We start from the raw sequence: 21,387 nt of genomic DNA on the forward strand, positions 1-21,387 counted from the left end.
CTCAGAAGGCCTTGCCCAGGTCGGACTTGGCGTTGGCCTCGGTGTAGGAGCTGTCCTGGATGACGATGTCCTGCGCGACCTTCTGGCCCTGGGTGAAGCTGTCCAGGGTCTGGAAGGCCAGCGGCCCGAAGCGCGGGTTGGACTCGATCACACCGGAGATCCAGCCGTCCACGATGCCCTGCACGGCGTTGCGCGTGCCGTCGATGGTCACGATCTTCACGTCACCGGGCTTCTTGCCCGCGCTCTTGAGGGCGTTGACCGCGCCGAGGCCCATCTCGTCGTTCTCGGCGTAGATGCCCTTGATCCCCGGCTTGGACTGGATCAGGTTCTCGGTGACCGACTGGCCCTTCTCCCGGGCGAACTCGGCGGTCTGCCGGAACACGATCCTCAGGCCGGGCGCCTTCTCCTTGACGCGGTCCTCGAAGCCCTTGGTGCGTTCGGTGGTGACGTTGTTGCCGGCCGCGCCGAGCAGGACGGCGATCTCGCCCTTGCCGCCGGTCGCGGCGATCATCTGGTCGGCCGCCCGCTTGCCCTGTTCGACGAAGTCGGAGCCGATGAAGCTCACATAGTCCTTGCAGGCGGTGGCGTTGATCTTGCGGTCGACCGTGACGATCGGGATGTGCTTGGCGGCCGCCGTGCGCAGCACGGGCTCCCAGCCGTCCGAGTTGAGCGGCGCGATGACCAGGAGGTCGGCACCCTTGGCGATGAGGTCCTGGACGTCGCTGATCTGCTTGGAGAACTGCGACTGGGCGTTGGCGGTGAGCAGTTTGACGCCCCGCTTCCGTGCCTCCGCCTTGATGGAGGCGGTCTCCGCGATCCGGAAGGGGTTGGCCTCCTTCTCGGACTGGGAGAACCCGACGGTGGCGGACTTCAGGTCCAGCTTCTTGCCGCCGTAGGCGTCGATGGCGCAGGACGGTCCGGAACCGCCGCTCGGCGAGGCGACGACCTGGCCGGCGTCCTTGTCCTGCGAGGCGGCCTTGTCGCCGCCGGAGTCGTCCTCCGACTTGGCGCATCCGGTCATGAGGGCCAGGCTCGTGGCGAGTCCGGCGGCGATGAGGGTCCGCGTACAGGCGCGACGCAGTGGTGCTGTGGGCTTCATGGGAGTCCCCAAACGGCGTGGCCCCGGCGCGCCGTTGGCGCTCACGGGGGTAGGACGGCTTGCGGTCAACGCGGCGTGCACGTCGTTCAGGGGAGGTTTTTACATCGTTGGAAGAGCGTTGTAAACCCTCCCGTCCGAAATCCCGGTCAGGCGCCCGGGGTTCGGCCTCACCGTCGCCCGAGTGTGCTCTCCCGCTCCACCAGCCGGAATTCGGCGGTGAGTTCGCGTCCGCCGGGCGCCTCGCGCCCCGACAGACTGCGCAGCAGCGAGCCCACCGCCATCCGCGCGATGGCCTGCTTGTCCGGCGCGATCGTGGTGAGCGACACCGCGCCGAAACGGCCTTCGGCGATGTCGTCGAAACCCACCACGGCGACGTCCCACGGCACCCGCAGACCGCGCTCGTGCAGCACCCGCATCGCACCGATCGCGATCAGGTCGTTCAGCGCGAACACCGCGTCCGGCCGCACACCCGAGTCGAGCAGCTCGGCCATGGCTCGGGCGCCGTCGTCCCGGTCCCAGCCGCCGACCGGGACCACGAGGTCGTCCGGCGCCGGCACCCCGGCCGCCGCCAACTCCTGCCGCCAGCCCACGAGTCGCAGGTGGGCCGGGCGGTTCGCGGAGTCCGTGCGGGCGCCCAGGTAGGCGATCCGGGTGCGGCCCCGGCCCAGCAGATGGCGTACCGCGGCCCGGGCGGCGGCCACGTTGTCGATGGCGATGTGGTCGTGCGGGGCGTCGTACTCGCGCTCGCCGAGCAGCACCAGCGGAACGTCGTCGGACCGCCCCTGCAGGTCCTCGGCCTCCAGCTCCAGCGGGCTGAGGATGAGTCCGTCGATCACCCGGGCCCGGAAGCCCTGACTGACCAGCACCTCCTGCTCACGCCTGCCGCGGGTGTGGTCCAGCAGCACGGTGAACTCGTGCTCCGCCGCCGCGTCGACCACCGCGCTCGCCAGTTCGGCGAAGTAGGGGTTGCCCAGCTCCGGCACGGCCAGCGCGATGATGCCCGTGCGGCCCTTGCGCAGGTGCCGGGCGGTCAGGTTCGGCCGGTAGCCGAGCTCGTCGATGGCCTGCTGCACCCGGGACCGCATCGCCGGTGTGACGTGCGGATAGTTGTTCACGACGTTGGACACGGTCTTGATCGAGACGCCGGCCCGCTCGGCCACGTCCTTCAGGCTGACCCGCAAGGGGATCTCCTCGCATCGATGGGAGCTCCGAAGGGCGGAGCCATGTCGTGACTCTGGACAGCGGCCGGGAGCCGTGCTCTCATGCCAACTGCTGTGCTTCCAACGTTGTACAGACTGAAGCAGAGAGCCGCCACCCTTCCTCAGCCACAGGGAGATCCGTGCGCATCAGATCACTCCGACATCGACTCTCACTCCTCCTGGCGGCCGCCCTCGGCGTGGCCGGACTGACCGCGGCGCCCAACGCCACCGCGGCGGACGACCCCGTGGAGGTCCATGGCCTCAAGGGCGAGTACTACACCCAGTCCGCCCCCGGAGCCTTCGACTTCGACCAGCTCAAGGCCACCGGATTCGACCCGAAACTCGACTTCGACTCCCTGGAGTCCCGCCTGAACTCGGCGACCGGACGGTCGGACGACGTCAACGTCCGCTGGACCGGCCGGATCGTGCCCGAGAAGACCGGCGCCACCACCTTCTCGATCATCGGCGACAACGGATTCCGCCTCTGGGTCGACGGCAAACTCGTCATTGACCACTGGGTCGACGACTGGGACCGCGAACAGACCGGCGGACCCGTCGAGTTGACCGCCGGCAAGGCGTACGACATCAAGGTCGAGTACTTCGAGCACTACGGAGGCTCCAACCTCCACCTGCGCTGGACGCCGCCGGGCGGCACCAAGGCCGCCGTACCGCAGTCGGCGTTCCTGCTGCCCGAGGGATACGCCTACGACGGCGCCATCGCCACCACCGTCCTGAAGGACGGCCGTACCCTGCGGCTCGACTTCGCCCAGGCGCTGGCCAAGCCCACCGCCGCGCTGACCAGTCACCTCGACGCCGTCATCGGCGGCGCCACCTGGCCGCTCGGCAGCGCCCGGCTGGACCCCGCCGACCCCAGATCCCTGCTGGTCTCCCTGAAGGAACCCGTCGTCGGCGACAAGTCCGGCACCGCGCCCGGCCTGGCGGACGTCCGCTACGACGGCGAGGGCGGACTCACCAGCGAGGACGGCAACGTTGTCAGCGCGTTCTGGAGCAGTGGCGGCAACCACTCCACCTACGAACTGCGCACCAAGTGGGCCGACGACGTCACCCCGGCCACCGCACACCGCGAGTACCCCAGACCGCAGTTGACCCGCGACGCCTGGCGGAACCTCAACGGGAGCTGGCAGTTCGCCGCGGCCAAGCAGGGCGAACAGCCGCCGGTGGGCCGCACCCTGGGTGAGCGGATCCTGGTCCCGTACCCCGTCGAGTCCCAGCTCTCGGGCATCGAACGGCACGAGGACCGCATGTGGTACCGGCGCACCTTCACCGTCCCGGCCGGCTGGAAGGTCGGCGACCACAAGCGGCTCCAGCTGAACTTCGGCGCCGTCGACTGGCAGGCCGAGGTCTACGTCAACGGCACCAGGGTCGCCGAACACGAGGGCGGCTACGACAAGTTCAGCGCCGACATCACCGACGCCCTCAAGCCCGGCCGCACCCAGGAACTGATCGTCGGCGTCTACGACCCGACGGACGCCTCGGGCGGCGAGAACCCGCCGATGGGCAAGCAGCGCCTGGACCCGAGCGGCATCTGGTACACCCCGTCCTCCGGTATCTGGCAGACCGTGTGGCTGGAACCCGTCGCCGCCGACCACGTCGACCAGCTGAAGCTGACCCCGCACGTCGACACCGGCACGCTCACCGTGGAGCCGCAGGGTGTGCGCGACGGCGTACCGGTCACCGCGACCGCCTACGACGGCAAGCGCCGGGTGGCCACGGTCACCGGCAGCACCGGCGGGCCCCTCACCCTGAAGATCCCGAAGGCCCGTCTGTGGTCGCCGGACGATCCGTTCCTCTACGACCTCAAGGTGAAGGCCGGCGACGACCGCGTGGGCAGCTACTTCGGGATGCGCTCCATCGCCGTGGAGAAGGTCAACGGCGTGCCGCGCACGGTCCTCAACGGCAAGCCGGTCTTCATGATGGCCACCCTCGACCAGGGCTTCTGGCCCGACGGCCTGCACACGGCGCCCAGCGACGAGGCACTGGCCTACGACCTGAAGATGCACAAGCGGATGGGCTTCAACTCCGTCCGCAAGCACATCAAGGTCGAACCCGACCGCTGGTTCTACTGGGCCGACCGGCTCGGCCTGCTGGTGTGGCAGGACATGCCGGCCATGACGGCCGGGGTGAACCCGTCGACCGCTGCCCGCGCCGAGTACGAGCGGGAGATGAAGCAGATGATCGACGAGCACATCAGCAGCCCGTCGGTCGTCATGTGGGTGGTCTTCAACGAGGGCTGGGGCCAGTACGACATCGGCCGCGTCGCCTCCCAGGCCAAGGCCTGGGACCCCACCCGCCTGGTGAACAACATGTCCGGCCTCAACCTGGGCGCGGACGGCGGAGCCGGCGACATCATGGACGAGCACGGCTATCCGAGCCCGGCCCTGCCACCGCATCCGGACGGCGAACGCGCCCTCGTCGCGGGCGAGTACGGCGGTCTCGGCCTCGCGGTGCCGGGCCACGCCTGGTCGGTGCAGCAGTCGTACGTCGACGTCGATCCCAGCACCTACACCGACGACTACCTGAAGAAGCTCGGCGAGGTGCACGCGCTGGCCTGCAAGGGCGGCAACGGCGCCGTGTACACGCAGATCTCGGACGTCGAGGGCGAGCTCAACGGCCTGATGACGTACGACCGCAAGGTGACCAAGCCCGACGTGCGGCGACTGAAGGCGGCCCAGGACGCGCTGATCGACGACGCGTCACGGGCGGTCGTGGCGGGCTGCGCCTGACCTCGGGGCAGCAGCGGCCGTCGCCTCCCCGCGAACCGCCGTACCGCTGCCCGGGGTCGCTGCTGTGACCGTCACCGGCCCGGTCCATCCACCGCATCGACGGCGGGTGGCCCGGGCCGGGCCCGCACGGACGAGGAATGGGCGGATCCGTGAGCCTGCCCCGGCGTACAGGGGGCAGACGGGGCTGGGAAGGAACTTCTCAGGAAAGGAATCCACCCATGCTCGGCATAGGCGCGGCAGTACTGTTCTTCATCGCATTCCTGATCAACGCGGCGGACCTCGGCACCAACGACACGTTCTCCTCGGTCAACGTCATGCTGCTGGGCCTGACCCTGCTGGCGCTGCACGTGGCGGGCATCGGCTCCACGTGGTCCCGCAGACGCTGAGCCCCCCGACATGCGAACGGCCGATGACGTTCCGTCATCGGCCGTTCTCCGTTCTCAGGGCCGCCGCCCCCAGGCCATCACCATGCCCGGGCCCAACTCGGCGAACCGGGGCGAGGCCAGGTAGGCCAGTGCCTCGTCGATGACGGCGCCGTCCACCCGCCCGGTCTCCTCCAGTTCGGGCCGCATCCGGTTCCACGTCTCGGACCAGAAGAGGGCGAGCGGGCTGCCCGCGACCATCGGCGGGCAGAAGAGCTCCGCGGCGACGTCGCAGAGGCCCTCCTCCCGCAGGAAGCGCGGGTACGCCGGGACGGAGGAGGTGTCGGTGCCGATCGTCGACTTCAGCGCCTGCCACATGGCGTCCATGACCCGCCGGTAGGCCGACGAGGTGTCCAGCGGATCCGCCACTTCGACGGCATCGGCGAGCACCAGCCGGCCGCCGGGTTTCAGCCATCCCGCGAGCCGCGCGATGATCGCGCGCCGCTCGGGCAGGTGCATGAGGACGAACCGGGCATGGATCAGGTCGAAGGTGCCGGGCCGAAGACTCTCGTCCGCGAGGTCGGCGGTGAGCACCCGCAGCCGCGGGTCCGTCAGGGCGCTCAGGCCGCTGGTGTCCCGGTCCAGCGCGACGACCTCCGCCGCTCCGGCCTCCTCCAGCAGCCAGCGGGTCACCGTGCCGGTCCCGGCCCCGACCTCCAGGCAGCGGCTGCCGGGCCCCACGCCCAGCGTCCGGAGCCTCCCGGTGGTGACGGGGTCGTACGCCAGGGCGGCGGCGTCGATGCGCTCGGTCTCCTGGGGGTGCCCCGGCTCGAAGAGGACTTCTCCGTAGTGGCCGTCGCCGGCCGCCCCGCCCGGCGGCGACGCGCCGGTCATGACCGGGCCTCCCGCCGCTCGGCGGCGGCTTTGCGCGGGGTGCCGAACGCCGGGGGCGGGGGTGCCGGCCGTCCGGCGGGTGCGGTCTCACTCGGCATGCGGCGAGCGTCCGCCACGGTCCCGCGGCTGTCAATCGACACACCTGCTGGGAGGCCGGACGTACCGCCGAATGGGTGTGGCGGTGCCGGCGCCTGGGCACGTACGGCGAAGGACGGTCTTGGCGCACGCGGCCGACGGCGTCCCGCACGTACGGCGAAGGACGGTCTAGGCACACGCGGCGGACGCCGGCCTGGGCACACGCGGTCGACGGCGCCCGGGGCGCGCACGCCGGTCGTCGGCCGCCCTCGCCCTCTTGATCGTCGCGGACCCGGCATCGCCACGGGCCGGGGAATATCCCGGCCGGGCGTGACCTTAGGCTGGACGAACGTAGAAGCAGCAGGGCGAGGGAGCGACCGATGACAGTGGGAACCCAGCGAGCCGTACTGGCCGGCGGTTGTTTCTGGGGCATGCAGGACCTGATCCGCAAGCAGCCCGGCGTCGTGTCCACGCGCGTCGGCTACTCCGGCGGTGACACGCCGAACGCCACCTACCGCGATCACGGCGACCACGCCGAGGCCATCGAGATCGTCTTCGATCCCGCGGCCACGAGCTACCGCGACATCCTGGAGTTCTTCTTCCAGATCCACGACCCGACCACGAGGGGCCGCCAGGGCAACGACATCGGGCGCAGCTACCGGTCCGCGATCTACTACGCGGACGAGGAGCAGCACCGCGTCGCCGTGGACACGATCGCCGACGTCGAGGCGAGCGGACTGTGGCCCGGGAAGGTGGTCACCGAGGTCGAGCCCGTCGGCGACTTCTGGGAGGCCGAGCCCGAGCACCAGGACTACCTGGAGCGCTATCCGAACGGCTACACCTGCCACTTCCCGCGCCCCGACTGGAAGCTGCCGCGCCGGGCTTCCTCCACGGCGAACTGAGCGCGGGACCCCGGCGGCGCCCGGCGCCCCCCGGCCGGTGGGGCGGGCGCCGAGGAACGGCAGCCGCGCCCCCGGCGACTGGCCTCAGAAAACCGGCCGTACCTCTCCCACCTCCCGGCCGCCGCCCAGCAAGGGCATGCGGCCCACACGGTCGATCACCGGTGCCGTGGCACCGGCAAGGTGAAGCGCGCGGGCCAGGACCGGTCCCAGGGCCCGGCCGCCGCCATCCTCGATCTTGAGGGCCAGGGCGCGTCCGTCGGACAGGGCGAGCCCCTGGACGGCTTCCGCGCCCACCTTCGCCAGGGTGCCCGGCAGCTCCCGCATGAGCCAGGTGTCGTGACGGCGAGTGCCGGCGACGTACTCGGGATGGGCGCGCATGGCGTCGGCGACCCGTCGCTCGGGCGTGCCGGGCTCGGCGAGGACGTAGGAACGGAAGGCGCGGGCGAGGCCGGTCAGGCTGATCGCCATGAGCGGTGCCCCGCAGCCGTCCGTGCCGACCGCCGCCACCGGCTCCCCGGCCGCATCCTCCACCGCCGTCCGGATGAGTCGCTGGAGCGGGTGCCCGGGGTCGAGGTAGGACTCCAGCGGCCACTCGCGCAACGAGGACGCCGCGAGCATCGCCGTGTGCTTGCCGGAGCAGTTCATGGCCACCGGATCACGATGGGCGCCCGCCGCCAGGTACCTCTCCTGCTCCTCCTGGTCCAGGGGGAGGGCGGGCGGGCACCGCAGGTCCTCGGGGCTCAGCCCGTGCTCGTCGAGCATCGTGCGCACCAGGTCGCGGTGGAAGGCCTCGCCCGAGTGGCTGCCGGCCGCCAGGGCCAGCCGTTCGCCCGCGAGCCGCAGTCCCGCCCGCAGCATGCCCGCCGCCTGCATCGGCTTGTTGGCGGACCGTGGGAAGACGGGGGACGTCACGTCACCGAGCGCCAGCTCCACCGAGCCGTCCGGCGCGAGCAGTACCAGGCTGCCCCGGTGCCGCCCCTCGACGAACCCGGAACGGACGACCTCGGCGAGGACCGGGACGGTGCGGGGGTCGGCTACGGCTGTAGTGGCGGTGGCGGTGGCGGTGGCGGTGGCGGACTCGGACATGGGCGGTGACCTTCCGGGACGCGGATGGGGGCGGCCCGCCCGCCCGGCCGCCCGGGATCGCCGGAGCCGCCGGCCGGCCGAGCGGGTCGTCCATCTGGGCTTCCGCGACACGGTACCGGCGGGTGATCTCCGCGCCGCGGCCGGAGGTGCGGTGCACTCCGGCCGTGATCGCGTAACGCATACCGCGTCCCTGCGCCCCGGTCGGGGTCGCGCAGCGCCTACCGTCCCTGCGCTCCGGGCGCTCCCGTGCGCAGGCCGTCCATGACGAGGTCGAGGAGCCGGGCGGCGCGTGACCGCCAGTCGTCGTGCGGGTCGAGCTGCCAGAGTCCCGCGATGGCCAGAACGAAGTCGTCCGCCGTGATGCCGGGGCGGATCGTGCCGGCATCCTCGTTGGCGCGCAGCAGCAGCTCCGCCGCGGAGGTCACCGGAGTGTGCGTCGGCTTCGCCGGGCTGCCCGGCGTGCCCGTGACCTGTCGGATCGCGTCGGCCAGGCCGGCCTTGGCCATGGCGAACTCGGCGAGCCGGTCCATCCAGGCGCGCAGGGCCTCCTCGGGTGGCCGCGTCCGCAGCAGTTGGGCCGCGCTGTCGGCGACCTGCTGTATCTCGTGCCGGTAGATCTCCAGGACGAGCGCCTCACGATTGGGGAAGTTCCGGTAGAACGTGCCCTGCCCGACACCCGCCTTCTTGGCGATCGCGCTGAGCGGGGCGTCCGCGCAGCGTGTCAGCTCCACGAGGGCGACCTCCAGGATGCGCTCACGGTTGCGCTGCGCGTCCGAGCGCCGGGATGAGTCGTCTTTGAGTGGCACTCGTCCTCCTCGCAGGTCCGTGGCCGAACCTCGCCCTTGCTAACCGGACAGCTGTCCGTTACGTTTTCCAGGTAGCGGACAGCTGTCCGGTTGTTGCGTCCACGATAGCCGGGGCCGCGAACCCGCGGCAGTCCGCGTCCGTCCTTTCGGTCCAAGCGCCCCGCATCTCGCTTCGCCCCCTGCGGCAACGGCCCGCACCACGCACTCTCCGCACCGCCCGGCACTCCGTTGCCGGGCCACCCCCCCATCTTCCTGGAAATGCGAAAGAAGCTGCTCATGGCCTCATCGACGTCCAGTGTCATCACCTTGAAGATCAACGGCGAGAAGTACACACTGCCCGTCGACCACCGCACCACCCTGCTCGACGCCCTGCGCGAGCGCCTCGATCTCACCGGCACCAAGAAGGGCTGCGACCAGGGCCAGTGCGGTGCCTGCACCGTCCTGGTGGACGGGCGCCGGACCGTGGCCTGCCTGCAACTGGCCGTGGCGGCCGAGGGCCGCGAGATCACCACCGTCGAGGGCCTGGCCGACGGCGATCAGCTCCATCCCGTCCAGCAGGCCTTCCTCGACCTGGACGGCTTCCAGTGCGGCTACTGCACACCGGGCCAGATCTGTTCGGCGATCGGGGTGATCCAGGAACACGCGGCGGGCTGGCCCAGCGCCGTCACCGGCGACATCAGTCCCGAAGCGGGACCACCACCCCTGACCGCCGACGAGATCCGGGAGCGGATGAGCGGCAACCTGTGCCGCTGCGGCGCCTACGTCTCGATCGTCCAGGCGGTGGCCCGTGCGGCCGGGACCGACGCGGACCCCGGCACGGACACCGCCGCTTCCACCGCCCCGGCGGCGCAGACCAAGGGGGTTGTGGCATGAAGGAGTTCGGCTATCAGCGGGCGTCCGATGTCGTCGGTGCCGTCGCGGTACTCGGTGCCGATCCGGACGCGCGATTCCTCGGCGGCGGAACCAACCTCGTCGACCTGATGAAGACCGGTGTGGAGCGGCCGACACGGCTCGTCGACATCCGTGAACTGCCGCTGGACGAGATCGAGTCGACCGACGACGGTGGCCTGCGGATCGGCGCGACCGTCACCAACGGCGACCTGGCCGCCCACCCCGCGATCCGGCGCCGCTACCCGGTGCTGGCCCAGGCGGTGCTGGCCGGGGCGTCCGGGCAACTGCGCAACATGGCCACCGTCGGCGGGAACCTGCTGCAGCGCACCCGCTGCGGCTACTTCACCGACATCACCAAACCCTGCAACAAGCGTGTTCCCGGCAGTGGTTGCCCCGCCGTCCAGGGCGAGCACCACAACCACGCCATCCTCGGGACGTCCGAGCACTGCGTGGCCGTACACCCCTCGGACATGGGCGTCGCGCTCACCGCGCTCGACGCCGTCGTCCACTTCGAAACCGCGGACGGACCGGGCGAGTTGCCGCTCGCCGAGTTCTACCTGCCCGTCGGTGACACCCCGCACCACGAGACCGCTCTGCCGCCGGGCGCCCTGATCACCGGTGTCTCGCTGCCGCCCGCGCCGGTCGCCGCCCACTCCCGCTACCGCAAGGTGCGCGAGCGGGCCTCGTACGCCTTCGCCATCGGCTCGGTCGCCGCCGCGCTCGACATCCAGGACGGAGTCGTCCGGGACGCACGCCTGGCCCTCGGCGCGGTCGCCTCCCACCCCTGGCGGGCCCACGCGGCCGAACGCGTCCTGACCGGTGCCCCCGCCGGCGCCGAGACCTTCGCCGCCGCCGCGGACGCCGAACTGACGGCGGCCCGGCCGCTGCCCCACAACGGATACAAGGTGACCCTGATGCGCAACCTCATGGTGGCCGTCCTGACCGAACTCGCCGAGGAGGCCGCCCGATGACCACCGTCACGACCGGCACCCCCACGCAGGCAACCTCCGTCGGCACCGCGCACACCCGCGTCGAGGGCAGGGACAAGGTCACCGGAGCCGCCCGCTACTCGGGAGAGATCCCCTTCGCGGGCCTGGCGCACGGCTGGCTGGTGCTCTCCACGGTCGCCCGCGGCCGCATCCGCGCCCTGGACACCGACGCCGTCCTGGACATGCCGGGCGTCGTCGCCGTCCTGGACCACCGCAACGCCCCGCGCGTCAACACCGACTACGTCGGCATGCTGGGCACGCCCCCTGACCCCACCTGCGCCGTCTTCCAGCACGACCGGGTGCCGCACCTGGGGTGGCCGGTGGCGCTGGTCGTCGCCGAGACGTCGGAACAGGCCAGGGAGGCCGCCGAGTCGCTCGTCGTGCATTACGAACAAGAACCCCACGACATCGACTTCGACGGTGAGCACCCGGACGCCTACCCGGTGGACGGCTTCATGCCGGCGGTGACGGAGAAGGGCGACCTCGACGCCGAACTGGCCGCGTCCGCCCATGTCGTGGACGTCGAATACACCACCCCCGAAGAGCACCACAACATGATGGAGCCGCACGCGGCGACCGCCCGCTGGGACGGCGGCCGGCTCGAGGTGGTCGACTCCAACCAGGGCGCCACCTGGGTCGTCGGTGAACTCGCCAACCTCTTCTCGCTCGACCCGGCCTCGGTGCGGGTGCGCTCCGAGCACGTCGGCGGCGGTTTCGGCAGCAAGGGCGTCCGCGCCCACCAGGTGGCCGCCGTGATGGCGGCGACCGCCCTGCGGCGTCCCGTACGCGTCGTGCTGACCCGGCGTCAGATGTTCTCGCTGGCCGGTTACCGCAGCCCCACCACTCAGCACGTCAGGCTGGGCGCCGACGCCACCGGCCGGCTGCGCGCCCTGGAGCACCGCTCGGTGAGCGTCACCTCCACCGTGCACGAGTTCGTCGAACCCAGCGCCGGCGTGGCCCGGGTGATGTACGACGCCGACGCCCACCACACCGCCAACCGCGTGGTACGGCTCGATATGCCGACCCCGACCTGGATGCGGGCCCCGGGTGAGGCACCGGGGTCGTTCGCGCTGGAGGCGGCGCTGGACGAACTCGCCGAGAAGTGCGGCGTCGACCCGATCGAACTGCGCCTGCGCAACGAACCGGAGAGGGGACCGGTCTCCGGGCTGCCCTTCGCCGGCCGCAACCTGCCCGCCTGCTTCCAGGAGGGCGCCCGCAGGTTCGGCTGGGCGGACCGCGACCCGCGCCCCGGACGACGCCGTGACGGCCGCTGGCTGCTCGGCACCGGCACCGCCGCGGCATCCTTCGGCGCCGGAGCCGCACCGTCCACCGCCACCGCGACCGCCCACCCGGACGGCACCTTCACCGTCCGCATCGCCGCGGCCGACATCGGCACCGGAGCCCGCACCGCCCTCACCCTCGTCGCCGCGGACGCCCTGGGCGTCGCCCCCGATCGCGTCCGGGTCCGCATCGGCGACAGCGACTTCGGCCCGGCGATGATCGCCGGCGGCTCCATGGGCACCCGCTCCTGGTCCTGGGCGGTCACGACAGCCGCCGCCGAACTGTGCGAACGACTCGCCCTGAGCACCGACATCCCGGCGGAGGGCATCACCGTACGGTCGGACACCACCGCGGCCATCGGCGCCCTCACCCCCGCAGAACGGCACTCCTTCGGCGCCCAGTTCGCGGAAGTCGCCGTGGACGTCGCCACCGGCGAGGTACGCGTGCGCCGCATGCTCGGCATCTTCGCGGCCGGCCGGATCGTCAACCCGCTCACCGCACGCGGCCAGTTCCTGGGCGGCATGATCTGGGGCATCTCCATGGCCCTGCACGAGGAGGCCGTCCGGGACCGCGCCAGCGGCGGCCACGTCGGCCCCGACCTCGCCGGCTACCACGTGGCCACGCACGCCGACGTACCGCACATCGAGGCCGACTGGATCGAGGACACCGATCCCGACGACCCGGTAGGGATCAAGGGCATCGGAGAGATCGGCATCGTGGGCGCCGCGGCCGCCATCGCCAACGCGGTCTGGCACGCGACCGGCGTACGCCACCGCAGCCTGCCCATCCGGCCCGACCGGGTCCTCACGGCCGCCGGAGGAGCGCCGGATGCTTGACCTGGCCGAGGAGCTGAACCACTGGATCGAGGAGGGCCGGGAGTTCGCCGTCGCCACCGTGGTGGCCGTCGCCGGCAGCGCGCCCCGCGAGCCCGGCGCGGCCCTCGCCGTCGACCGTGAGGGCACCGTCATCGGCTCGGTCTCCGGCGGGTGCGTGGAGGGCGCCGTGTACGACCTGTGCCAGGAGGCGCTGGAGACCGGCGAGAGCGTCCTGCAGCGGTTCGGCTACAGCGACGAGGACGCCTTCGCCGTCGGTCTGACCTGCGGCGGCACCATCGACGTGCTGATCACGCCGGTGGGCGCCCCGGCGCCCGCCCGCACGGCCCTGGCGTCGGCCCTTTCGGCGGCCGCCCACGGCGAGCCGGCCGCCCTCGCCCGGGTCGTCCGGGGCCCGGCCGAACTCCTCGGCCACGCCCTGCTGGTGCGGCCCGACGGCACGCACGAGGGCGGTCTGGGCGGCCACCGGGAACTGGACCGGACGGCGGCGGCGGAGGCCGGTGCGCTGCTGGAGGCGGGGCGCACCGGCACGGTGGACATCGCCGAGGACGGCTCGCACTGCCCCGGCGGCATCACCCTGCTGGTGGAGTCGAACGTGCCGCCCCCGCGCATGATCGTCTTCGGCGCGGTGGACTTCGCGTCCGCCCTGGCCCGGGCCGGCAAGTTCCTCGGCTACCACGTGACCGTCTGCGACGCCCGGCCCGTATTCGCCACCCCGGCCCGCTTCCCGGACGCCGACGAGGTGGTCATCGACTGGCCCCACCGCTACCTGCGGCGGACGGAGATCGACGCCCGTACGGTGCTGTGCGTCCTCACCCACGACGCGAAGTTCGACGTACCGCTGCTGAAGGTGGCGCTCGCGCTGCCGGTGGCGTTCGTGGGCGCGCTCGGCTCGCGCCGCACCCACGAGGACCGTGAGCGGCGGCTGCGGGAAGAGGGCGTGAGCGCGCGGGAACTGGCGCGTCTGCGGTCCCCGATCGGACTCGACCTCGGCGCCCGCACCCCCGAGGAGACGGCTCTGTCGATCGTGGCGGAGATCGTCTCCGCCCGGCGGGGCGGCACAGGCCTTCCCCTGACCGGCACGGACGCACCGATCCACCGCGACCGCGCGGACCACGCAGGCGCCACGGCGGCCTGAACCGGAGCCCCGGTCCGCTCAGGCCGCCGGTTCCGGCTCCGCCGCGCGCGTCCCGTGCGCCCCGGCCGTGAAGGCGAGGATCTCGGGGATCGCCTCGCGCAGGGTGCGGAAGTGGCGGTGTACACCGGCCACCGGGGCGGGAGCGTTGACGCCCCACACGGTCATGCCGGCGCGCCGTCCGGATTCCACCCCGGACGGCGCGTCCTCGACGACAAGGCAGTCCCGCGGCTCGGCCCCGAGCCGCCGCGCGGCCAGCAGATAGGGGACCGGCGACGGCTTCCCCTCCTCGACCGAGCCGGCATCCACGAGCACTTCCGGAACCGGCAGCCCGGTCCGGGCGAACCGCCCCCGCACCCGGTGCTCGTAGTTCGAGGTCACCAGCCCCCAGCAGCCGGCGGGCAGGGCAGGCAACAACTCGCTCGCCCCGTCGACGGCGGAGTACTCGCCGTACCGGACGTCGTGGTCCTCCAGTTCGTGCAGCGCCGCCAGGCACGCCCGAGGGTCCTCGTCCGGCACCACGACGGCGAAGGTCTCCATCGGCCGTGTCCGCAGCGCGACTTGGTGGACCTCGGCGGGATCCAGTCCGTAGCGTCCGGCCCAGGTGGCCCAGACCTGGCGCTGGTTCGCCACGGCGTCGATCAACGTGCCGTCGACGTCGAAGAGGACGTACTTCCGGGCCCCGGGGCTGCTGAGTTCGCTGGTCACACGGTGATCATCCCATCAGCCCGGCGGACGGGGCCCCGGTGAGCACACCTGGCGGCGCGGTGCGCTGTCAGGGCAGGTTCACGAAGGGGGACAGGAACGCCCGGGCTCCAGGGGTGTCGAGGCGGTAGGTGACGTTCGTGGCGTAACACGGGGTGTCGCCGGTGATGGTCGTGGAGGTGAGGACCCTCTTGCCGCCGAGCAGTGCGAAGTTGGGGCCGCCGGAGTCGCCGTAGCAGGCACCGCCGTTGCCCTGGGGTGCCGTCATGGCGAGGCGGACCCATGCCTTGTCGAGGGCGTCGAAGCCGACGGGCGCCTTCATGCGGACCCCTCCGCCCGGATGCGTCTGACCGCCCGGACCCCGCGCCGCCTCCTGTGTGCCGTACCCGGCGACGAGCCAGTCGGTCGAGTTCAGCTCCTTCGACGTGAGGGTGTCCAGCTGGTTCGCGGCCGGCAGGGTGGCCGGGGTGAACGACCAGCGGGACGCGACCTTCGCGGCGGGCAGTTCGACCACCGCGATGTCGTGCGGGTCGGAGGACGGACCCGGGTAGTCGGGGTGCGTGTGCGCGACGCCTTCGACCGCGACGGCGTTCGCCTGGGCGGCCGGGTCACCCGGGTACCGCTTCGCGGCGGCGTCGAGCCCGGCCTGCACGTCCTGGTCGAGGGAGACGTAGAACCTGACGCCGGCCGGCCAGTCGCTGGTGCAGTGCGCGGCGGTCAGGAAGGTGTTCGCGTCGACCATGGTGCCGGAGCACACCCAGTCGGCGCGGTCCGCGGTCGCCGGATCGCCGTCGTCGTCCCAGGTGGCCACGAGGGCGCCGACCTCGGTGCGTTCGGGCGCGGGAGTGGCGTTGTACGAGTTGATCGCGGAGGACGGCAGGGCGGCGGCGAGGACGACGGCGCAGGTGGCCGCGGTGACGGCGGTGGCGCGTATGGCGGTCAAGAAGAACCCCTTCACTGGGTCTGTGGGACAGGTGTTCTCCTGTGGGGAGGTAGGGAGCATTGAAGTGGCTGGGGCGGCTCGCCACAAGATGGCGCCGCGTCGGGTGAGCGCCGGCGAGCGGCCCGCCCTCCGCTCGTTGCCGGGACCCGGCAGGTCCGTCGGCGTGTGCGCTGCCGGTGACGGGCCTGCGCGGGCCCGGGTCGGCGTGCTCGAATAGGCGTACGGAACGTCATGGGGAAGGCCAGGAGGCAGAGTGGGGCCGGGGGAGCATAACGGGCCGCGGGGCGTGATGTGGCTGCTGATCGCCGTGGTGGCACTCGTCGGCGGGGTGGCGACGGCCTCCGAGATACGCGGGGCGCTGGAGCGGGAGCGCGCGTACCGGGCCGCGCCGGTGTGCGCCTCCGTGCCGGTGAAGCCGTCGCCCTGCGTGTGGCGGCAGAGGTTCACCGTCCGCACGGCCGACCTGCACCGCGGGAAGCGGAACGAGTCGCCGGAGGCCCGGTTGTCGCTGCCCTCCGGCAAGCCGTGGCGAGTGACGTTCCGGCAGACGGACCCCGTGGCGTCCGAGCTGGGGCCGGGTGACAAGGTCGTCGGCCTGATCTGGCACGGTCAGGTCGTCGAGGTGCGGGACGCCGAGGGGCGGCGGCAGCAGACGTCCGACGGACCCATGGGGTGGCCCGAGGACCGGCTCGGCGGCACCCTCGCCTGCGGCTCGTTCGGTCTGACGGGGCTCGTCGGAGCGGTGTGGTCCCTGTTCGCCAGGAGCAACCGGCGGCACGCCCGAGCGGCGGCCGTGGTCCGGTGGCACGGTGTCGGCATGGCCGTCACCGCCCTCCTGACGCTCTGGGCGCAGTCTGCCAACGACTGGCCGATGTGGGCGATCCCGGCGATCTGGGTGCCGCTCGCCCTGCTCGGCCTGGCCTCCATGGTGGCCTTCGCCATCGCGGCCCTGCGCGGCGACCTGGACGACGAGACCCCGGCCGCCCCGTCGTCCGCCGGTCCGGTTTCCCCGCCTCCGCCGGCGGGCGTACCGGGCGGGGCGGCGGGGTCCGGGAGCGGCCACTCCTGAGAGGCCGGGTCGGACGGTGTCAGCCGCTGTGGACGCCGACCTCGTACAGCGAATAGCCCCACTGGGTTCCGCGCCCGGTGCCCGTGACGCGGACGTAGCGGGCCGGCGCGGCGGTGAAGCGGGCGGTGTCCAGGCCGCCGTCGCCGGCGGTGGTCGACCAGGCGGTCCGCCAGTTCACCCCGTCCGTCGAGAGCTCGATCCGGTACGACCCGCCGTACGCGCGCTCCCAGTCGAGCGTGACCCGTCCGACCAGATGGGTCGAGCCCAGGTCGATCCGCAGCCACTGGTCGTCGCTCCAGTCACTGGCCCACCGGGTGTCCCGCCGGCCGTCCACCGCCCGGCCCGGCGCGTAGCTGGTGAACGGGTTCCACTCGGACGAACTGGCCGTGGCCGCAGCTCCGTCGGCGAGGTCGACCGAGGCCTGGTGCCGCTGGGCCGCTCCCCAGGTGTCGAGGTAGGACTCGGCCCCGCGGAAGAGGTCGTTCACCGTGTCCTGGCCGCCCACCCGCCGGATGTCCTCGATCCAGTCCGGCACCAGGCCGTAGTGCGCGGCCCCGTCGGTGTTCAGGTCCCAGGTGCGCTCGCCCGTGGTCTGCCGGTCGATGAGGGAGCCGCCGTCGACGCTGCGGAAGGGGTAGACGACCTTGTTGGGCGCGTCCGCGCCACGGGGCCCCGGCCAGCCGCCGACGCCGTTCATGTCCGTGCCGTAGCCGTAGCCGACGCCGTACTTCTCCCGCAGCGCCTTCGTGCGGTTCGCCTCGGCGACGAACCCTTCCGAGCCGTTCATGTACTGGGCGACGAAACCGCCGAGGCCGTACACCCGCTCGGTCCAGTTCATGTCCATCCAGCTGTGCGAGGAGATCACCCCGGGGTACGAGTCGGCCTCCAGGATGTCGAGCGCGCGGCCTACGGCCTTGACGCTCATGTGGTCGATCTCCAGCATCATCTTGCGCTTCATCATGCCGCGCACGGCGTACTCACCGAGGTCGGTGAGCCCGCGGGCATTGCACCGCGCGTCCGTGTCGTACGAGGGGACGCTCACGCCCGCCGGCAGCTTCGCCTCGGCCCCGGGCGCCGCCGCCGAGCCGATGGGGTTGTCGTGCTGCGGCCCCGTGCACTTCTCGGTCCTCCAGAACGTGCCGGTCGACAGGAACTGCCCCACGTTGATGGCCGTTCCGAGCCCGCCGGAGTCGAAGCGCACCCCGCACAGCGCGTTGTCGAACTTGTGGCAGAGGAACATGCTGCGCACCCCGAGCGCGTACAGCTCGTCCAGGCCCGCGTCGATGTCGTGCCGGTCGCACTGCGGGACGTCCAGGATCTGTTTGCAGCCGAACGGCTCGGAGGTCTCCACGCCCAGGACGACCGCGAGTTTGCCCTGCTCGATGACCTCGCGGGCCTGCGCGCTGTCGGTGACGATCCGGAACCAGCCCTTGCCGGGGCCGCCGTACATCCTGTCGATGTAGGACTGGAGGTCGTACGTCAGCTTCGCCTGCAGCCGGATCGACGTCATCTCGTCGCAGCTTCGGTCCTTGAAGAAGTAGACCGAGCAGATCACGCCGTTGGTGACGAGGTCGTTGACGAGCACCCGCTGACCGCCGCGCCAGGCGCGCTCCACCCACGCGTAGTAGTTCTGCTGGTGGGTCAGCGAGTCATGGGCGGGCCAGTCCTTGAACGTCGGCCAGCCGACCGGGTCGTGCCTGCCGTCGCCGCCCTTGGTGATGAAGTCGAAGACGGCGAGCGAGCCGTCGGGGTAGTGCTCGGGGCAGTCCCTGAGCGCGTCGGCGATCCCGGCCTCGGAGAACACCTTGCCGCAGATGAGCCGGCCGCCGAAGGCCTCGTTGGCGAACAGGTGGTCGTGGGCGTCGGCGAATCCCCGCACCTCGCCCTCGGCGTCGGTGCCCTTGAACGGCTCGCCGGTGACATCGATCTGCGAGTCCGGAGCGGGCCGTGACACGGGCGTCCACCAGTCGTCACCGGCCGCCGCCGAACTCGGTGTCGGGCTCAGGACGACGGCCAGCACGAGGAGCAGCGCCGACAGGACGCCGGCCTCCTTGCGGTGGCGGTACGGGCTTCTGCGTACGGTCACGGCCCACGTCCTCGGTCGGCGGGATGGCGCAGGATTGTCATGTACGACACAATCTGCCCCGAGGATCGCCACTGCCGCGCGGGACGTCAAGACGCCGGCCGCACCCGGCGAGCGCGGCCCGCGCCCATCCAGCCGGTGCGCGAGCGCGGGCCGAGGCGAATAATCGACCGCATGGGGCGTCGACTCACCGACGTGAGCGCTCCTGCCCGGCTGGCCGCGACGGGTGAGGGCCTGGGGCAGGACGAGCTGGCGCTGGCCGCCCGCAACCACGGCCTGCCGCTGGAGGCCCTGCGCTACGACCTGACCCCGCCGGGCCTGCACTACGTCCTCACCCACTACGACATCCCGCACGTGCCGGACGACGCCGCCTGGCTGCTGACGCTCGGTGGACACGTGCGGCGCGCCCTCACCCTCCCGGCCGCGGAGCTGCGCGCCTTTCCCGCGGTCACCACGCGCGTGACCCTGGAGTGCGCCGGAAACGGCAGAGCCCTGCTGTCGCCGAGGCCGGTGAGCCAGCCCTGGCTGCTGGAAGCGGTGGGCACGGCGGAGTGGACAGGGGTCCCGCTGCGCCTCCTCCTCGCCGAGGCCGGTGTCGCCTCCGACGCGGTCGACGTCGTCTTCACCGGCGCCGACCACGGAGTGGAACGCGGTGTCGAACAGGACTACGAGCGCGCTCTCCCGCTCGACGTCGCCACCGGCGAGGAGCCCGAGGTGCTGGTGGCCTACGCCATGAACGGCGCGCCCCTGCCGCCCCAGCACGGCATGCCCCTGCGCCTGGTGGTGCCCGGCTGGTACGGCATGGCGCAGGTGAAGTGGCTGCGCGCGATCACCGTCGTCGACCAGCCCTTCACCGGCTTCCAGCAGTCCGTCGCCTACCGGATCAGACAGGAGTCCGAGGAGGCGGGACGGCCCGTCACGCTTGTCGCTCCCCGGGCGCTGCTGATACCGCCCGGCTTTCCCGACTTCATGTCGCGCACGCGGGTCGTCACGCCGGGCCCGGTCCGCATCGAGGGGCGGGCCTGGTCGGGGCGCGCCCCGGTGACGTCGGTGGAGGTCAGCACGGACGGCGGCGTGAGCCACCACCCGGCCGACCTCGAGCCCGACCACGGACACCGCTGGGCGTGGCGCCGGTGGACCTACACATGGTTGGCCGAGCCCGGCGACCATGTGCTGAGCGTCCGCGCCCACGACGGGGCCGGGAACAGTCAGCCGCTGGAACAGTCCTGGAACCGGGGCGGCTTCGCCAACAACCTCGTCCAGCGGGTACCGGTGTTCTGCCCGGACCCCGGCGACACCGCATGACGGCCCACGCACCCCGCGCCGGTGCCGCAGCCGGCGCAGGGTGCCTGCTGTCAGGCCGGTGGTGTGGTCGCGTGGCCGAGGTGCCGGGCGAAGAACCGGACCGCGCTCTCGGCCTCGAACCGGGGCACCTCCTTGTGCCCGCCCGCGTTGACGTGCAGCGTCTTCTCCGCCGAGGCGAAGGCGTCGAACAGCGCGAGCCCGGACCGGCGCGGGATGTGCTCGTCGTCCCACTGGAGCACGAACTCGACGGGGACGGTGATCCGCTTCGCGGTCTCGGCCAAGGGGTCGTGCCAGAACATGCCGAGGACCGCGGCGGTGATCCTCGGTTCGACCGCCGTCAGCGGCACCCCGATCGCGGTGCCCATGTTCAGGCCGAAGTAGCCGACCGGCCCGTCGGCGCCGATCTCCGGCAGCTCCTGGAGGGCGTCCAGGGCCGCCCGCCACTCCGGCACGGCACGCTCCGCCAGGTGGGCGTTGTAGCGGACGACGATCGGGCCGACCGGCTCGCCGGCCGCCATCGTCCGCCGCATCACGGCGATCTCCCGCTCGTCGTGCGCCGTGCGCGGCCGGTCGCCGTGCCCGGGCGCGTCGATGACGGCGACGTGGAAGCCGCAGCCGGTCACCAAGAGCCGGGCGCGGCCCGCCATCGCCGGTGCCTTCTTGTGTGTGCCGCCACCGTGGCCCATCAGCACCAGGGGCGCGCGGCCGGGGCCCGGCAGGCCGGGGCCGGGCGCGGGCGACCAGAGCACGCCGGGGACGTCGCCCACCGTGAAATCGCGTTCGACGACGCCTTCCGACGACGTCTCCGCGGTGAAACGCAAGGAATGCATGAGGTGTTGCCTTTCGAAGTGCCTTGTTTTCCAGGCGCTCCCGGCGACACCTAGCTCGATCGCCCGACCACGGAGAACAGGGGGAGCACCCATACGGATACAGCGTTCATGGGTCTCACCTCCTCGGACGTCGTCGCGGTCGCCCGCAACCTACCA

18 protein-coding genes are annotated in these 21,387 nt (G+C 72.1%); 9 read left to right on the plus strand and 9 right to left on the minus strand.

What is annotated here, in order from left to right:
* Position 1 precedes the first annotated feature (1 nt).
* Positions 2–1,099 (minus strand): ABC transporter substrate-binding protein, encoded by a 1,098-nt coding sequence (locus ACFVVO_RS23520; RefSeq protein WP_390057548.1) that lies wholly within the window; start codon positions 1,097–1,099, stop codon positions 2–4.
* 167 nt (positions 1,100–1,266) lie between these two features.
* On the minus strand, positions 1,267–2,280 hold the full coding sequence (locus ACFVVO_RS23525; protein WP_390057549.1) for a LacI family DNA-binding transcriptional regulator: 1,014 nt from the start codon (positions 2,278–2,280) through the stop codon (positions 1,267–1,269).
* A 158-nt stretch (positions 2,281–2,438) separates the two neighbouring features.
* Here ACFVVO_RS23525 and ACFVVO_RS23530 point away from each other — a divergent pair, with 158 nt between their 5' ends.
* Together ACFVVO_RS23530 and ACFVVO_RS23535 are read left to right on the plus strand one after the other, a co-directional pair.
* Positions 2,439–5,042 (plus strand): PA14 domain-containing protein, encoded by a 2,604-nt coding sequence (locus ACFVVO_RS23530; protein ID WP_390057550.1) that lies wholly within the window; start codon positions 2,439–2,441, stop codon positions 5,040–5,042.
* A gap of 218 nt (positions 5,043–5,260) precedes the next feature.
* A complete protein-coding gene (locus ACFVVO_RS23535) occupies positions 5,261–5,428 on the plus strand; it encodes a hypothetical protein (RefSeq protein ID WP_390057551.1) in 168 nt (55 codons plus the stop codon).
* A 54-nt stretch (positions 5,429–5,482) separates the two neighbouring features.
* Here ACFVVO_RS23535 and ACFVVO_RS23540 read toward each other — a convergent pair whose 3' ends face one another.
* Positions 5,483–6,298, minus strand: coding sequence for a class I SAM-dependent methyltransferase (locus tag ACFVVO_RS23540; RefSeq protein WP_390057552.1), 816 nt, complete (start codon positions 6,296–6,298; stop codon positions 5,483–5,485).
* A 455-nt stretch (positions 6,299–6,753) separates the two neighbouring features.
* Between ACFVVO_RS23540 and msrA the strand changes: the two genes are divergently transcribed.
* Positions 6,754–7,275, plus strand: coding sequence for a peptide-methionine (S)-S-oxide reductase MsrA (gene msrA / locus ACFVVO_RS23545; protein ID WP_390057553.1), 522 nt, complete (start codon positions 6,754–6,756; stop codon positions 7,273–7,275).
* An 84-nt stretch (positions 7,276–7,359) separates the two neighbouring features.
* On the opposite strand, the gene ACFVVO_RS23550 is transcribed toward msrA, so the two are convergent.
* Both ACFVVO_RS23550 and ACFVVO_RS23555 read right to left on the minus strand, forming a co-directional pair.
* The gene (locus ACFVVO_RS23550; protein ID WP_390057554.1) at positions 7,360–8,361 is read right to left on the minus strand and encodes an asparaginase; all 1,002 of its coding nucleotides are present in this window, start codon (positions 8,359–8,361) and stop codon (positions 7,360–7,362) included.
* 218 nt (positions 8,362–8,579) lie between these two features.
* Complete coding sequence (locus ACFVVO_RS23555; protein ID WP_390057555.1) at positions 8,580–9,167, minus strand: TetR/AcrR family transcriptional regulator; 588 nt, start codon at positions 9,165–9,167, stop codon at positions 8,580–8,582.
* Positions 9,168–9,443: 276 nt separating this feature from the next.
* Here ACFVVO_RS23555 and ACFVVO_RS23560 point away from each other — a divergent pair, with 276 nt between their 5' ends.
* From ACFVVO_RS23560 to ACFVVO_RS23575, 4 genes are read left to right on the plus strand one after another with little or no spacing between them, the layout of a single operon-like run.
* Positions 9,444–10,040, plus strand: coding sequence for a (2Fe-2S)-binding protein (locus ACFVVO_RS23560; RefSeq protein WP_390057746.1), 597 nt, complete (start codon positions 9,444–9,446; stop codon positions 10,038–10,040).
* Positions 10,037–11,029 (plus strand): FAD binding domain-containing protein, encoded by a 993-nt coding sequence (locus ACFVVO_RS23565; protein WP_390057556.1) that lies wholly within the window; start codon positions 10,037–10,039, stop codon positions 11,027–11,029. The genes ACFVVO_RS23560 and ACFVVO_RS23565 overlap by 4 nt, the downstream gene beginning before the upstream one ends.
* Positions 11,026–13,164 carry a xanthine dehydrogenase family protein molybdopterin-binding subunit gene (locus tag ACFVVO_RS23570; RefSeq protein ID WP_390057557.1) on the plus strand — a complete coding sequence of 713 codons (2,139 nt, stop codon included), beginning with the start codon at positions 11,026–11,028 and terminating at the stop codon, positions 13,162–13,164. Before ACFVVO_RS23565 ends, ACFVVO_RS23570 begins: the two co-directional genes overlap by 4 nt.
* Entirely contained in the window at positions 13,157–14,299 is a 1,143-nt protein-coding gene (locus ACFVVO_RS23575; protein ID WP_390057558.1) for an XdhC family protein, read from the plus strand. The genes ACFVVO_RS23570 and ACFVVO_RS23575 overlap by 8 nt, the downstream gene beginning before the upstream one ends.
* 18 nt (positions 14,300–14,317) lie before the next feature.
* Here ACFVVO_RS23575 and ACFVVO_RS23580 read toward each other — a convergent pair whose 3' ends face one another.
* Both ACFVVO_RS23580 and ACFVVO_RS23585 read right to left on the minus strand, forming a co-directional pair.
* Complete coding sequence (locus tag ACFVVO_RS23580; RefSeq protein WP_390057559.1) at positions 14,318–15,004, minus strand: HAD family hydrolase; 687 nt, start codon at positions 15,002–15,004, stop codon at positions 14,318–14,320.
* A gap of 67 nt (positions 15,005–15,071) precedes the next feature.
* Complete coding sequence (locus ACFVVO_RS23585) at positions 15,072–15,944, minus strand: trypsin-like serine protease (protein WP_390057560.1); 873 nt, start codon at positions 15,942–15,944, stop codon at positions 15,072–15,074.
* Between the two features lie 253 nt (positions 15,945–16,197).
* On the opposite strand from ACFVVO_RS23585, the gene ACFVVO_RS23590 reads away from it, so the two are divergent.
* On the plus strand, positions 16,198–17,013 hold the full coding sequence (locus ACFVVO_RS23590; protein WP_390057561.1) for a hypothetical protein: 816 nt from the start codon (positions 16,198–16,200) through the stop codon (positions 17,011–17,013).
* A 19-nt stretch (positions 17,014–17,032) separates the two neighbouring features.
* On the opposite strand, the gene ACFVVO_RS23595 is transcribed toward ACFVVO_RS23590, so the two are convergent.
* A complete protein-coding gene (locus ACFVVO_RS23595; protein ID WP_390057562.1) occupies positions 17,033–19,099 on the minus strand; it encodes a discoidin domain-containing protein in 2,067 nt (688 codons plus the stop codon).
* Between the two features lie 171 nt (positions 19,100–19,270).
* Here ACFVVO_RS23595 and ACFVVO_RS23600 point away from each other — a divergent pair, with 171 nt between their 5' ends.
* The gene (locus ACFVVO_RS23600) at positions 19,271–20,401 is read left to right on the plus strand and encodes a sulfite oxidase (protein WP_390057563.1); all 1,131 of its coding nucleotides are present in this window, start codon (positions 19,271–19,273) and stop codon (positions 20,399–20,401) included.
* A gap of 50 nt (positions 20,402–20,451) precedes the next feature.
* On the opposite strand, the gene ACFVVO_RS23605 is transcribed toward ACFVVO_RS23600, so the two are convergent.
* Positions 20,452–21,231, minus strand: coding sequence for an alpha/beta hydrolase (locus ACFVVO_RS23605; RefSeq protein ID WP_390057564.1), 780 nt, complete (start codon positions 21,229–21,231; stop codon positions 20,452–20,454).
* Positions 21,232–21,387: the final 156 nt, after the last annotated feature.

It is taken from the genome of Streptomyces sp. NPDC058145, assembly GCF_042884245.1.
GTDB lineage: Bacteria > Actinomycetota > Actinomycetes > Streptomycetales > Streptomycetaceae > Streptomyces.